This window comes from Amycolatopsis rhabdoformis, assembly GCF_035918295.1.
Classification (GTDB): domain Bacteria; phylum Actinomycetota; class Actinomycetes; order Mycobacteriales; family Pseudonocardiaceae; genus Amycolatopsis; species Amycolatopsis rhabdoformis.
Genome location: NZ_CP142149.1, coordinates 3,914,551 through 3,927,363 on the forward strand (window position 1 = coordinate 3,914,551; position 12,813 = coordinate 3,927,363).

12 protein-coding genes are annotated in these 12,813 nt (G+C 71.1%); 9 read left to right on the top strand and 3 right to left on the bottom strand.

Features of this window, described 5'->3' with window-relative positions; translation table 11 throughout:
• Window positions 1-130 precede the first annotated feature (130 nt).
• Window positions 131-808, top strand: coding sequence for a GntR family transcriptional regulator (locus VSH64_RS17785; protein WP_407655654.1), 678 nt, complete (start codon window positions 131-133; stop codon window positions 806-808).
• Window positions 805-1,803 carry a 1-aminocyclopropane-1-carboxylate deaminase gene (locus tag VSH64_RS17790; RefSeq protein WP_326836728.1) on the top strand — a complete coding sequence of 333 codons (999 nt, stop codon included), beginning with the start codon at window positions 805-807 and terminating at the stop codon, window positions 1,801-1,803. The genes VSH64_RS17785 and VSH64_RS17790 overlap by 4 nt, the downstream gene beginning before the upstream one ends.
• Window positions 1,804-1,873: 70 nt before the next feature.
• On the opposite strand, the gene VSH64_RS17795 is transcribed toward VSH64_RS17790, so the two are convergent.
• Genes VSH64_RS17795 through VSH64_RS17805 form a run of 3 tightly spaced genes read right to left on the bottom strand, consistent with a single transcriptional unit; the run spans window position 1,874 to window position 3,986 of the window.
• Window positions 1,874-2,257 (bottom strand): RidA family protein, encoded by a 384-nt coding sequence (locus VSH64_RS17795; protein WP_326836729.1) that lies wholly within the window; start codon window positions 2,255-2,257, stop codon window positions 1,874-1,876.
• Window positions 2,257-3,015, bottom strand: coding sequence for an IclR family transcriptional regulator (locus VSH64_RS17800; RefSeq protein WP_326836730.1), 759 nt, complete (start codon window positions 3,013-3,015; stop codon window positions 2,257-2,259). The genes VSH64_RS17795 and VSH64_RS17800 overlap by 1 nt, the downstream gene beginning before the upstream one ends.
• Window positions 3,012-3,986 carry a sugar kinase gene (locus VSH64_RS17805; protein WP_326836731.1) on the bottom strand — a complete coding sequence of 325 codons (975 nt, stop codon included), beginning with the start codon at window positions 3,984-3,986 and terminating at the stop codon, window positions 3,012-3,014. Before VSH64_RS17805 ends, VSH64_RS17800 begins: the two co-directional genes overlap by 4 nt.
• 126 nt (window positions 3,987-4,112) lie before the next feature.
• On the opposite strand from VSH64_RS17805, the gene VSH64_RS17810 reads away from it, so the two are divergent.
• From VSH64_RS17810 to VSH64_RS17840, 7 genes are all read left to right on the top strand, one after another.
• Window positions 4,113-5,417, top strand: a complete 1,305-nt coding sequence (locus VSH64_RS17810; protein WP_326836732.1) for an amino acid deaminase — start codon at window positions 4,113-4,115, stop codon at window positions 5,415-5,417.
• Window positions 5,417-7,012: an N-acyl-D-amino-acid deacylase family protein gene (locus VSH64_RS17815; protein WP_326836733.1), complete on the top strand. Its 1,596-nt coding sequence runs from the start codon at window positions 5,417-5,419 to the stop codon at window positions 7,010-7,012. The genes VSH64_RS17810 and VSH64_RS17815 overlap by 1 nt, the downstream gene beginning before the upstream one ends.
• Entirely contained in the window at window positions 7,009-8,400 is a 1,392-nt protein-coding gene (locus tag VSH64_RS17820; protein WP_326836734.1) for a GntP family permease, read from the top strand. Before VSH64_RS17815 ends, VSH64_RS17820 begins: the two co-directional genes overlap by 4 nt.
• Before the next feature lie 70 nt (window positions 8,401-8,470).
• Window positions 8,471-9,613: a lactonase family protein gene (locus VSH64_RS17825; RefSeq protein ID WP_326836735.1), complete on the top strand. Its 1,143-nt coding sequence runs from the start codon at window positions 8,471-8,473 to the stop codon at window positions 9,611-9,613.
• Window positions 9,614-9,686: 73 nt separating this feature from the next.
• Entirely contained in the window at window positions 9,687-10,979 is a 1,293-nt protein-coding gene (locus VSH64_RS17830) for an extracellular solute-binding protein (protein WP_326836736.1), read from the top strand.
• Window positions 10,979-11,935 (top strand): carbohydrate ABC transporter permease, encoded by a 957-nt coding sequence (locus tag VSH64_RS17835; protein WP_326836737.1) that lies wholly within the window; start codon window positions 10,979-10,981, stop codon window positions 11,933-11,935. The genes VSH64_RS17830 and VSH64_RS17835 overlap by 1 nt, the downstream gene beginning before the upstream one ends.
• Window positions 11,926-12,813, top strand: coding sequence for a carbohydrate ABC transporter permease (locus VSH64_RS17840; protein WP_326836738.1), 888 nt, complete (start codon window positions 11,926-11,928; stop codon window positions 12,811-12,813). Before VSH64_RS17835 ends, VSH64_RS17840 begins: the two co-directional genes overlap by 10 nt.

Genomic DNA, 12,813 nt, shown 5'->3' on the forward strand with positions numbered 1-12,813 from the left:
CGGGAACCGCACCACCACGAGGCCCGTTCGCAATGTCGCGGACGGGCCTTCACCATTCCGTTCGCGGACATCCGCAGCCCCTTGACGCACCTGGTTGCCACCGCCCGATCCGACATCTAACATGTTAGATGTGAGTCCGCTTCCCAAGGTCACCCGGCCGCTGCTGCGCGACGAGGCCTACGACCGCATCCGCCAGGCCATCATCGACGGCAGCCTCGCGCCCGGCACCCCGCTGCGCGACGCCGACCTGGCCGACGAGCTCGGTCTCTCCCGCGCCCCCGTGCGCCAGGCGTTGCTGCGCCTGGCCGGCGACGGCCTCGTGGAGTCGAAACCACAGAGCTACACGCGGGTGGCGGCCATCGCCGGCGACGAGGTGCGCGACGCCGTGCAGCTGGTGCGCGCGCTGCACGAGTTCACGATCCGCCAGGCCCTCCCCCGCCTCGGCGCCCGGCAGATCGCCGAAATGCGCGCGGCCAACGAGAAGTTCGCCGCCGCGGTGGGCTCGGGCGACGTGGCCGCGGCGATCGCGGCCGACGACGAGCTCCACGACATCCCCGTGCGCGCGGGCGGCAACCGCGCCGTGGCCGCGACGCTCGACCGGTACACCCCGCTGCTGCGGCGGCTCGAATACGCGCGCTTCAGCTCACTGCCCGCGCACCGCTCGATCCGGCGGCACACCGAGCTCGTCGACGCGATCGAAGCCGGCGACGCCGTCACCGCCGCCGCGATCACCTCGACGATCTGGTCCGACCTCGAAGCCAGCCTCGACACCAGCCCGGAAACCACCGACCCGATGGAGACCCCGTGAGCCTCACCGACTTCCCGCGTTTCCCGCTGCTGATCGGCCCTTCGCCGATCCACCGCCTCGATCGCCTCACCGAGCACCTCGGCGGCGCGACCGTGTGGGCCAAGCGCGAAGACCTCAACTCGGGTCTCGCCTACGGCGGCAACAAGACCCGCAAGCTCGAGTACCTCGTGGCCGACGCGCTCGCCGAAGGCGCCGACACGCTCGTGTCCATCGGCGGTGTGCAGTCCAACCACACCCGCCAGGTCGCCGCGGCCGCGGCGCGCGCGGGCCTGAAAGCCGTGCTGGTGCAGGAAAGCTGGGTCGACTGGCACGATCCGCTGCACGACAAGGTCGGCAACATCCAGCTGTCGCGGATCCTCGGCGCCGACGTGCGGCTGGTGGACGCCGGGTTCGGCATCGGGTTCAAGGAGAGCTGGGAACGCGCGCTCGACGACGTGAAGTCCGCCGGCGGCCGGCCGTACGCGATCCCGGCCGGCGCGTCGGACCACCGGCTCGGCGGGCTCGGGTTCGCCGGCTGGATCGCCGAGCTCGAAGAGCAGGAACGCGCGCTCGGCGTCTTCTTCGACACCGTGATCGTCTGCTCGGTCACCGGCAGCACCCAGGCCGGGATGGTCGCGGGCGCGGCGCTCGGTCAGCGGCCCCGGCGGATCCTCGGCATCGACGCGTCGGCGAAACCGGCCGAGACCCGTGACCAGATCGCGCGCATCGCGAAGAACACGGCCGAGCTCATCGGCGCGCCGGCGATCGGCGAGGTGCTGCTCGACGAGCGCTACCACGCCGGCGTGTACGGCATCCCCGACGAGTCCACCCTGGACGCGATCCGGACCGCGGCCCGGCTGGAAGGCATGATCACCGACCCGGTCTACGAGGGCAAGTCCATGGCCGGCCTCATCGACCTGGTGCGCCGCGGCGAGATCGCGCCGGAGTCGAACGTGCTCTACGCGCACCTCGGCGGCCAGCCGGCGATCAACGCCTACACGAGTGTGCTGGGCTGAGCAGGTCGAGAGGAAACGCCTGGGCCCGCCGAGCGAGCGAGCCCAGGCGGGCAGTGTCCGTCAGGCAGCGTCAGTCGAGTACGCAGAGCACGTCGATCTCCACGAGGAGACCGGCGGGCAGGCCGACGTAGACCGTGGTGCGGGCCGAGTGCGGCCCCTCGCCGATCAGTTCGTTGTAGACCTCGTTGAACGGCGCGAAGTGGCTCGTGTCGGTGAGGTACACGCGCACCATCATCGCGTCGGCCCAGCTCGAACCGGCCTCGGTGAGCAGGGCCTCGAGGTTCTTGAACACCTGCCGCGTCTGCGTCGCGATGTCGTCGCCGACGATCGCGTTGGTCGCGGGGTCGAACGCGACCGTGCCCGCGACCTGCAGGATGTTGCCCTTGCGGACGGCCTGCGAGAACTTCGCCGGCGGCTTCGGCGCGTTCTGCGTGGTGATCGCCGTCTTGCCCATCAGATCCCCTTTCCGTTCCCCGTCCATCCACTGTGGACGGAAGCTTCCTCGGTGGCGGCCAGCAGCTCGGGCACGAGCGCGAGCAGGCCGGCGTAGTCCAGCAGCACCTTCGGCACCGACATCGACGCCGCGGCGAGCACCTCGCCGCCCGCGCCGCGCACCGGCGCCGCGATGCAGTGGATGAAGTCCTCGTGCTCGGCGTTGTCCACCGCGTACCCGCGCTCCGCGACGGCCGCCAGCTCGGTGAGGTAGGCCTCGGGCGAGGTGATCGTGTTCGGCGTGAGCACCAGGTAGTCCAGCGACGCCGCGATCTCTTCGCGCCGCGCCTGCGGCATCGCCGCCACGAGCACCTTCCCCACGGCCGTGCAGTGCAGCGGCGCGCGTTTGCCGATGCGCGAGTACATCCGCACGGAGTGATGGCCCTCGAACTTGTCGATGTACACGACCTCGCCGTCTTCGTAGGACGCGAGGTGCACGGTGTGACCGGTGCGCACGTTGAGCGCCGCGAGGGCATCGCGGGAGCTGCGGCGCACGTCGAGGTCTTCCAGCGCCTGGTTCGCGAGGTCGAACAGCGCGCTGCCGAGGCGGTAGTGGCGCGGCCCCTCGCGGCGCACGAAGTGGCGCGACTCGAGCGTGCGCAGGAGGCGCAGCACGGTCGTCTTGTGCACGCCGATCTCCTCGGCGAGCTCGTCGAGCGTCTTCGCGCCGCGGGCGAGCCCGGCCAGCACGGTCAGGGCCCGGTCGAGGCTCTGGCTCACCTCACCACCACTCCCTCTTCCGTCAGGCGGGCCGCGCCCCATTCGTCGGCGTCCGCGCGCAGCAGCGTATCCACCACTTCCGCCGAGAGCGGCACGCCGACGTCGTCGTGGGTCAGCAGCGTCGCCGCGGCCTGCAGGTGCCCGCGGCGCAGCCGGGTCGACGGGTCGGCGCCGCGCAGGGTGGCGGCGAGGAACCCGGCCGCGAACGCGTCGCCGGCACCGACCGGTTCGACCACGTCCACGCGCAGCGCGGGTTCGAACACCGGCGCAACCCCCCGTTCGACGAGGGTCGCGCCGCGTTCGCCGTGTTTCACCACCAGCGTGCGCGGCCCGGGCAGCAGCTCCCGCAGGCGCGCCGGATCGCCGGTGCCCCACACGCGTTCGGCCTCGTCGTCGCCGGTGAGCACGAGGTCGGCGAGCCCGGCCAGCTCCGCGAGCACCGCGAGGTCCTGCCCCAGCGCGGGCCGGTGGTTCACGTCGAACGACACGAGCCGGTCGCCGCGCGGCGCGGTCAGCAGCGCGCGCACGAGCTGCAGGCAGCTGTCCGAGAGCGCCGGCGTGATGCCGGACAGGTGCAGCACGCGCACGCCGTCGAGCTCGAGCCGGGACACGAGATCCGGACCGAGCGCGGAGGCGGCGGAACCGGTGCGGTAGTAACGCACCGGGCTCCCCTGCGCGCCGCTTTCCTTGACGTACAAGCCCGTCGGTCGCGCCGGATCGGTCTCGACGCCGCTCACGTCCACCCCGGCCGCGGCGATGTCGGCGACCAGCGCGCGGCCGAACGGGTCGTCGCCGACCGCGCTCACCCACGCACTCGGCACCCCGAGCGCGGGCAGGTGGCACGCGACGTTCGACTCGGCGCCGCCGAAGGTGCGCAGCCAGCTTCGCACCCGTTCGGGCGGGCCCGGTTCGGCCGGCACGAACAAGGCCATCGACTCGCCGATGCAGAGCACCTCGGGCGGGCTCGTCACTGACTTTCTCCCTGTTCCGTCATCCCGTTGACCTGTGGCGGACCGGATGCTACACCTATGTCGCGCATTCTGCGCAACGTCCGTTGCAACATACGCAATCATATTCGGTCCACGAGGTCTGAATCGATGAACAGCTCCGAGCACACCGCCCTGACCGCCGCCGTCCGCGCGGGCCGGGACGAGAAGATCGACTGGCGCTTCCGCTCGATCACGCCCGCTCTCGCCGGGCTCACCCTCGACGAAGCCGCGGCCCGGCGCGCGAACCTGTTCGCCGACGGCTTCTTCGGCCCGTTCGTGGTGCTCGACGCCGCGGCGGTGGAGCACAACCTCGCCACCATGGCCGCGTGGTGCGCCGCGCACGGCATCGCCCTCGCGCCGCACGGCAAGACCACGATGGCGCCCGAGCTGTTCGCGCGCCAGCTCGACCACGGCGCGTGGGGCGTGACCGCCGCCAACGCCGGGCACCTGCGGATCTACCGCGCGTTCGGCGTCTCGCGGATCCTGCTGGCCAACCAGCTCGTGGACCCGGCCGGCCTGCGCTGGCTCGCCGCCGAGCTGGCCGCGGACCCGGCGTTCGAGTTCGTGTGCTGGGCCGACTCCGTGCGGGGGGTCGAGCTGATGACCGAGGCGCTGGCCGGGTCGGCGCGGCCGGTCGACGTGCTGGTGGAGCTGGGCGGCGCCGGTGGCCGCACCGGCGTGCGCGACCCGGAGACCGCGCTGGCCGTGGCCGAAGCCATCGCGAAGAGCCCGGTGCTGCGGCTGCGCGGCACCGGTGGGTACGAAGGCGCGCTGTCGCACGACACCGACGACGCCGCGCTCGCCAAGATCAGTTCCTATGTGGACACCCTGCGCGACTCCGCGATCGCCTTCGCGGAGAAGGGTCTGCTCGCCGAGGGCCAGGTCTACGTGACTGCCGGCGGCAGCGCGTACTTCGACCGCGTGGCGCAAGAGCTCACGAAACCGTGGCCGGCCGGGATGGACGTGCTGCCGATCCTGCGCAGCGGCGCCTACGTGACGCACGACGACGGCTTCTACCGCGAGATCTCCCCGCTCGGCGTGCACCCGCGCCTGGCCGGCGTCGAGCAGTTCCACGCCGCGCTGCACGCGTGGGCGCAGGTCACCTCGAAGCCGACCGACGAGCTGGCGTTGCTCACCGCCGGCAAGCGCGACCTGCCCTACGACGAGGGCACGCCGGAACCGCAGCTGCTGCGCAAGAACGGTGTGGTGACCGAGCTGGCCGGCCACCGCGTGACCAAGCTCAACGACCAGCACGCCTTCCTCGCACTGCCGGCCGGCTCGCCGGTGGAGGTGGGCGACTGGGTGCGGCTCGGGCTTTCCCACCCGTGCACGACGTTCGACAAGTGGCCGCTGCTGCCGGTGGTGGACACCGACGGCGAGACGGTCGTCGACTTCGTGCGGACGTGGTTCTGATGGATCTGGTCATCCGCGGCGCCCAGGTCGCGGACGGCACCGGCGGCCCGATCACCCGTCACGACGTCGGGATCACCGGCGACCGCATCGCCGAGGTCGCCGAACCGGGCTCGCTCACCGGAAAGCGCGTTCTCGACGCCGATGGGCTCGTGCTCGCCCCCGGCTTAATCGACATGCACTCGCACTCCGACCTGCAGCTGCTCACCAAACCGGACCACCTCGCGAAGGTGTCGCAGGGCGTGACCACCGAGGTGCTCGGGCAGGACGGCCTCTCGTACGCGCCCGTGGACGACGCCGTGCTCGAAGCCCTGCGCCAGCAGCTCGCCGGCTGGAACGACGACCCGGTCGGCTTCGACTGGAACTGGCGCTCGGTCGGGGAGTACCTCGACCGGCTCGATCGCGGCATCGCCGTGAACGCCGCGTACCTCGTACCGCAGGGCACGGTCCGGATGCTCGCCGTCGGCTGGGAGAACCGGCCGGCGACCGAGGCCGAGCTGAACCGGATGAAGCAGCTCATCGCGACCGGGCTCGACGAAGGCGCCTTCGGTCTGTCCTCGGGGCTCACTTACACCCCGGGCATGTACGCGGACACGGCCGAGCTCGTGGAGCTGTGTCGCGTGGTCGGCGAGCGCGGCGGCTACTACAGCCCCCACCACCGCAGCTACGGCAAGGGCGCCCTGGAGGCGTTCGCCGAGATGGTGGACGTGTCGCGCCGCGCCGACTGCCCGCTGCACCTGGCGCACGCCACGATGAACTTCTCCGTGAACAAGGGCAAGGCCCCCGAACTGCTGAAGCTGCTCGACGACGCGCTCGACGCCGGCGGCGACATCACCCTCGACACCTACCCGTACCTGCCCGGCGCCACCTATCTTTCGGCGCTGCTGCCGAGCTGGGCCACCGAGGGCGGGCTCGACGCGACGCTCGCGCGACTGTCCGATGCGGACACTCGCGAGCGCATGCGCGTGGAGATCGAGGAGACCGGCTCCGACGGCGCCCACGGCGTGCCCATCGACTGGTCCGGCATCGAGATCAACGGCGTGCGCCGCCCGGAAAACGCCGCGCTGGTGGGCCACAGCGTCGCGGAATCCGCGCGCCGGCAAGGGAAAGCACCGGCCGAGCTGTACTTCGCGACGCTGCTCGACGAACGGCTCGGCACCTCGTGCCTCATGCACATCGGCCACGAGGAGAACGTGCAGGCCATCATGCGCCACCGCACGCACACCGGCGGGTCCGACGGGCTGCTCGTCGGCGACCGGCCGCACCCGCGGGCCTGGGGCACGTTCCCCCGCTACCTCGCCCGCTACGTCCGCGAACTGGGCGTGCTCGGGCTGGCCGACTGCGTCGCGCACCTCACCGGGCGCGCGGCGCGGCGGCTGCGGCTCGCCGACCGGGGCCTCGTGCGCCCCGGGTACGCGGCCGACCTGGTGTTGTTCGACCCCGCCACGGTCGCCGACACCGCCACGTTCGAAAACCCGAGGCAGCCCGCCGAGGGGATCTCCCACGTCTTCGTGAACGGCGTCGCCGCGATCGAGGACACCCACCCCACCGGCGCCCTCGCCGGCCATTCCCTTCGTCACCCCGGGAGGGGCCGATGATCCACTGGCTGCAGACCACGACCGGCGGTCTGCTCACGCTCGCGGCGATCTCGATCGCCGTGCTCCTCGTGCTCATCATCAAGGTCAAGCTCGAACCGTTCATCGCGCTGATCGTGGTGGGTGTGCTGACCGCGCTCGCCGCCGGGCTGCCGGTGGGCACCCTGGTCGGCACCGCACAGAAGACCTCGGACTCCTTGCTGGAAAAGGGCTTCGGCAGCATCCTCGGGCACATCACGGCGATCATCGGCCTCGGCACGCTGCTCGGGTCGATCCTCGAACGCTCCGGCGGCGCCCGCGTGCTCACCTCGGCGCTGCTGCGGGCGTTCGGCGAGAAACGCGCGCCGCTCGCGATGGGCCTGTCGGGCCTGATCTTCGGCATCCCGGTGTTCTTCGACATCGGCATCTTCGTGCTGGCGCCCCTGGTCTACGCCGCGGCCAAGCAGGGCGGCCGCTCGATCGTGCTCTACGCGATGCCGCTGCTGGCCGGTCTCTCGATCACCCACGCGTTCATCCCGCCGCACCCCGGGCCGGTCGCGGCCGCCGGGCTGCTGCACGTGGACCTCGGCTGGCTCATCCTGATGGGCGCGGTCTGCGGCATCCCGGCGTGGTTCGTCGGCGGCATCCTGTACTCGACCTGGATCGGCAAGCGCGTGAACGTCCCGCTCGCCGAGGAGTTCGCGAAGCTCGCCGGTGACGACGACGAGGAGGCGACCGATCCGCCGTCGCTCGGCCTGGTCAGCGGCATCATCGCGATCCCGCTCGTGCTGATCCTGGTGGGCACGTTCGGCAGTATCGTGCTGCCCAAGAACTCCGGGGCCGCCGGTGTCGCGGCCTTCCTCGGCACACCCGCCATCGCGCTCACGATCGCCACCCTGCTCGCGTCGTGGCTGCTGGGCCGCCGCCGCGGCATGACGGGCGCGGACCTCGCGCAGCTTTCGACCAACGCGCTGCGCCCGGTCGCGATGATCCTGCTGGTGGTGGGCGCGGGCTCGTTCTTCGGGGCGGTGCTCTCGGCGACCGGCATCGGCAAGGCCGTGGCGGGTTCGCTCGGCGACGCGGGCCTGCCGGTGATCTTCGCGGCGTACATCATCAGCTGCGGCATGCGCATCGCCCAGGGCTCCGCGACGGTCGCGATCGTGACCACCAGCGGCATCGTCGCGCCCACAGTGGTGGAGTTGCACTACTCGCAACCGCAATTGGCGCTGATCGTGATCGCGATCTCCGCGGGCTCGATCATCGCCTCCCACGTGAACGACGGCGGCTTCTGGATCGTGTCACGCTACTTCGGTCTTTCGGTGCCGCAGACACTGAAAACCTGGACCGCGCTCGAAACAGTCCTTTCCCTCAGCGGTTTCGCCGTGGCAGCATTGATCATGGCAGTGGTCTGAACCACCAGGACTGAGCACCGCCCGCTGCCGGCTCCACCTTCCGGTCCCCTCACCGTTGGGAGAAACCTCGATGGCTGGACTTTCCCGCCGCACGTTCCTCGGCGCCACCGGCGCCGCCGGACTCGGCACCGTGCTCGGCGCGCAGTTCGCGAGCGCCGCACCCCTGGGGTGCTCGCGAGCCGCCGGAACCACCGCGTACGTCGGCAGCTACACCAGCACTCCCCCGGCCGGGCACGGCCTCGACGTGGTGGGCCGCTCGGGCACCGCGCCGGCGCTCACCCCGGTGCGCACCGTGGCGGGCGTGCCCGACGCGTCCTGGTTCGACCGCAGCCGCGACGGGCGCACCCTGTACGTGACGAACGAAGGCGACCCGAACGGCGCGATCTCGGCGCTCGACGTGACCACGGCGGCGAGCCCGAAGCTGCTCAACTCCGTGTCGTCGAAGGGCAGCGCGCCCACGCACCTTTCGGTGCACAGCAGCCAGAAGTACGTGCTGGCGGCCAACTACGGCTCCGGCAGCGTGGTCGTGCTGCCGATCCTCGCGGGCGGCAAGCTCGGGCCGGCCACCGACGTGCAGCAGCACACCGGCGCCGAGCGCGACGCACACGCCCACCAGGTGGTGAACGACCCGACCGGCCAGTGGGTGCTGTCGGTGGACCTCGGCGCCGACTCGGTCTACGTGTACTCGCTCGACACCGGCCGCGGGAAACTCGCGCTGCACCAGCAGGTGACGCTGCCCTCGGGCGCGGGTCCGCGGCACCTGGTGTTCCACCCGAACGGCCGCTACGCCTACCTCGCGCAGGAGCTGCGGCCGGAGATCACCGTGCTGTCCTGGGACGCGGCCGCGGGCAAGCTCACGCCGCTGGCCGTGGTGCCCGCGGTGCCGCCCGGCAGCACCGGCGACCTGTTCCCCGGCGAGATCGCCGTGTCGCAGGACGCGAAGTTCGTGCACGCCACCGTGCGCGGCCCGAACACGATCGCCACGTTCTCGGTATCCGGTGGCGGGACGACGTTGAAACTCGTGTCCAGTGTGGACACCGGCGGCAACTGGCCGCGCCACCTCGCGCTCTCGCCCGACGAGCGGTGGTTCTACGTGGCCAACCAGCGCTCGGGCACCGTCACCTGGCTGCCGCGCGACCCGACCACGGGCCGCCCCGGCGTCGTCGCCGGCTCGCTCGCCGTGCCTTCGGTCAACTCCGTTTTCTTCGCCTGACCCGGCGTCGCTCGCGCGGCGGCGGACCGACCGGTCCGCCGTCCGTGGGCCCAACCCCTCTGGGAGCTCAACGATGAGAGTCCGTCGTACCTTCACCGCGATCAGCGTCTCCGCGGCGCTGGCCCTGCTGGCCGCCTGCGCCCCCACCCAGTCCGCCCCCGCCGCGGCCGGCGGAGACGACCAGACCGGCACGTTGCGGGTGTGGCTGTTCGACGAGGCCAGCCGCGCCCCCAAGGAAGCGGCGGTGAAGGAGGCCATCACCGAGTTCAAGGCCGCGCACGCCGGCGTGGACGTCGACGTGCAATGGGTGCCGGTCGAAGGCCGCGCCGACAAGTTCTCCGGCGCCTTCAACGACCCGTCGAACGCCCCGGACGTCGCCGAGTTCGGCAACACCGACGTCGCCAGCTACGCCCAGACCGGCGCGCTGAGCGATCTCTCCGGCGACATCTCGTCGTGGAGCGAGGGCAAGGACCTGCTGCCCACGGTGCTCGACACCGCGAAATCCGGCGGCAAGACCTACGGCCTGCCCTGGTACACCGGCATCCGCGCCCTCTACTACCGCACCGACGTGTTCACCGAGCTGGGCCTCGAGCCGCCGGCCACGCTGGCCGAGCTCACCGACGACGCGCGCAAGATCCACGCCGCGAAGCCCGACCTCTACGGCATCTCCACCGGCGGCAAGTACACCTACGCGCTCCTGCCGTTCGTGTGGGCCAACGGCGGTGACGTGGCCAAGTCCGACGGTGGCAAGTGGACGTCCACTGTGGAATCGGCGCCGGCGAAGGCCGGTATCACCGCGTATGCGAACCTGCTCAAGGACGACATCTGCCCGCCCGCCGCGTGCGCCAACCTCACCGGCACGCAGAGCGTGACGGCGTTCGCCGGCGGCAAGGCCGGCATGACCATCGGCGGTGACTTCAACCGCAAGGCGGTGGAGCAGGGCGCGGTGAAGGGCAAGTACGCCGTGGTCCCGCTGCCGGGCACCACCCCCGGCTCGGTCGCGCCCGCGTTCGCCGGCGGCAACCTGCTGGGTGTGTTCGGCGCGAGCAAGCGCCACGGCCTCGCCGTGCAGTTCGCGGAGCTGCTGGCGGGCGCGAAGTACCAGGAGAAGATGTACAACGCGATGGGCAACCTGCCGACGCTGCAGAGCGTGCAGAAGAAGCTCGCCGCGAGCGACCCCACGCTCAAGCCGTTCGTGGACACGCTCGCCGCCGGCACCAAGTTCGTGCCGAGCACGCCCGGCTGGTCGAAGATCGACAGCCAGAACGTGCTGCCGACCGCCGTGCAGCAGATCGCGACCGGCGGGAAGGACGTCGACGGCGCGCTCGCCGACGCGACGGCGGCGATGAACAAGAACTTCGGCTGATGGTCACGTCCCAGCTGCCCGTCGCCGTTCCTGCTCCGCCCGCGCCCCGTGCGCGCCGGCGGCGCCGGGACGGCCGGGCGGCGGTCCTCTACCTGCTGCCCGCGGGCGTGCTGCTCGCCGCCCTGCTGGTGTACCCGATCTACCAGCTGGTGCTGATCTCGTTCTACGACTACGGCCAGCCCCAGGCCGCGGGCGCGGCCCCGCTGGTGTTCCTCGGCCTCGACAACTACGCGACGCTGCTGCAGGACGTGCAGTTCTGGACGGTGCTCGCGAAGACCGTCGGGTTCGCGGCCGCCTGTGTGGTCGGCAGCCTCGTGGTCGGCACGGCGCTGGCCGTGCTGGCTTCGCGCGTGCGGGCGGTGCCGCGGACGCTGTTGTTCCTCGCCGCGCTCGGCGCGTGGTCGACCCCCGCGATCGCCGGCTCGTACGTGTGGCTGTTCCTGTTCGACACCGACTTCGGCCTGGTCAACGAGGTGCTCTCCGGCATCGGCTTCACGGGCATGGCGCACCACTCGTGGACGTTCGGCACCTTCGGCGCGTTCGGGCTCGTGGCCGCCGAGGTGATCTGGTGCTCGTTCCCGTTCGTGCTGGTCACGATGTACGCCGGGATCAAGGCGATCCCGGAAGAGGTGCTGGAGGCCGCGTCGCTCGACGGCGCGTCGATGTGGCGCAGCACGTGGGCGGTGGTGCTGCCGATGGTGCGGCCGCTGCTGATGATCGCCACGATCCAGTCGATCATCTGGGACTTCAAGGTGTTCACGCAGATCTACGTGATGACCAACGGCGGCGGCGTGGCCGGGCGCAACCTCGTGCTCAACGTCTACGCCTACCAGCAGGCCTTCGCCGGGCAGGAGTACGGCCTCGGCTCGGCGATCGGAGTCGTGATGACCCTGTTGCTCCTCTCGATCACCGGGCTCTACGTCCGGTCGCAGCGCAGGAGCACGGCATGGCTGTGATCACTGCGAAGCCCCGGGCCGCGACCACGCGCCGCGTGCGCCGGCCGGGCCGGCTCGTGGCCGAGATCGTGACCGTGGTGGTCGCGGGCATCGTCGCGTTCCCGCTGTACTGGATGGTGCTCTCGGCGTTCAAGCCGGCGGGCGAGATCCAGACGGCGAACCCGAAACCGTGGACGCTCGCGCCTTCGCTCGACAGCTTCCAGCGCGTGCTCACCGTGTCGGGCTTCGGCCGGTTCTTCGTGAACAGCCTGCTGGTGGCGCTCGCCGTAGTGGTGCTGTCACTGCTCCTGTCGTTCCTCTCGGCGGTGGCGCTGACCCGGTTCCGCTTCCGCGGCCGCACGGTGCTGCTGGTGATGATCCTGGTGGCGCAGATGGTGCCGGTGGAGGCGCTGACCATCCCGTTGTTCTTCCTGATGCGCCAGATCGGGGCGGTGGCACCGGCGTTCGGGTTGAACGAGCTGGGCTCGCTCGTGCTGGTGCACCTGGCGTTCAGCCTGCCGTTCGCGATCTGGATGCTGCGCGGCTTCGTCGCGGCCGTGCCGGTGGAGCTGGAGGAAGCGGCGAAACTCGACGGCGCCTCGCGGATGCGCTTCACGTGGCAGATCCTGTTCCCGCTCGTGGCGCCCGGGCTGGTGGCCGTGAGCGTGCTGGCGTTCATCCACGCGTGGAACGACTTCCTGTTCGCGAAGACGTTCATCATCTCCAAGACCGAGAACCAGACGCTGCCGCAGGCGATCCTGGTGTTCTTCAAGCCGGAGGACACCGACTGGGGCGCGGTGATGGCGTCGTCCACCCTCATGACCATCCCGGTGCTGGTGTTCTTCGTGCTGGTGCAACGCCGGCTCGTGGCCGGGATGTCCGGCGCGGTGAAAGGCTGA

Coding starts and splice junctions, on each gene's coding strand:
- VSH64_RS17830 (WP_326836736.1), top strand. CDS start 9,687: ATGAGAGTCCGTCGTACCTTCACCGCGATCAGCGTCTCCGCGGCGCTG.
- VSH64_RS17820 (WP_326836734.1), top strand. CDS start 7,009: ATGATCCACTGGCTGCAGACCACGACCGGCGGTCTGCTCACGCTCGCG.
- VSH64_RS17840 (WP_326836738.1), top strand. CDS start 11,926: ATGGCTGTGATCACTGCGAAGCCCCGGGCCGCGACCACGCGCCGCGTG.
- VSH64_RS17835 (WP_326836737.1), top strand. CDS start 10,979: ATGGTCACGTCCCAGCTGCCCGTCGCCGTTCCTGCTCCGCCCGCGCCC.
- VSH64_RS17815 (WP_326836733.1), top strand. CDS start 5,417: ATGGATCTGGTCATCCGCGGCGCCCAGGTCGCGGACGGCACCGGCGGC.
- VSH64_RS17810 (WP_326836732.1), top strand. CDS start 4,113: ATGAACAGCTCCGAGCACACCGCCCTGACCGCCGCCGTCCGCGCGGGC.
- VSH64_RS17825 (WP_326836735.1), top strand. CDS start 8,471: ATGGCTGGACTTTCCCGCCGCACGTTCCTCGGCGCCACCGGCGCCGCC.
- VSH64_RS17795 (WP_326836729.1), bottom strand. CDS start 2,257: ATGGGCAAGACGGCGATCACCACGCAGAACGCGCCGAAGCCGCCGGCG.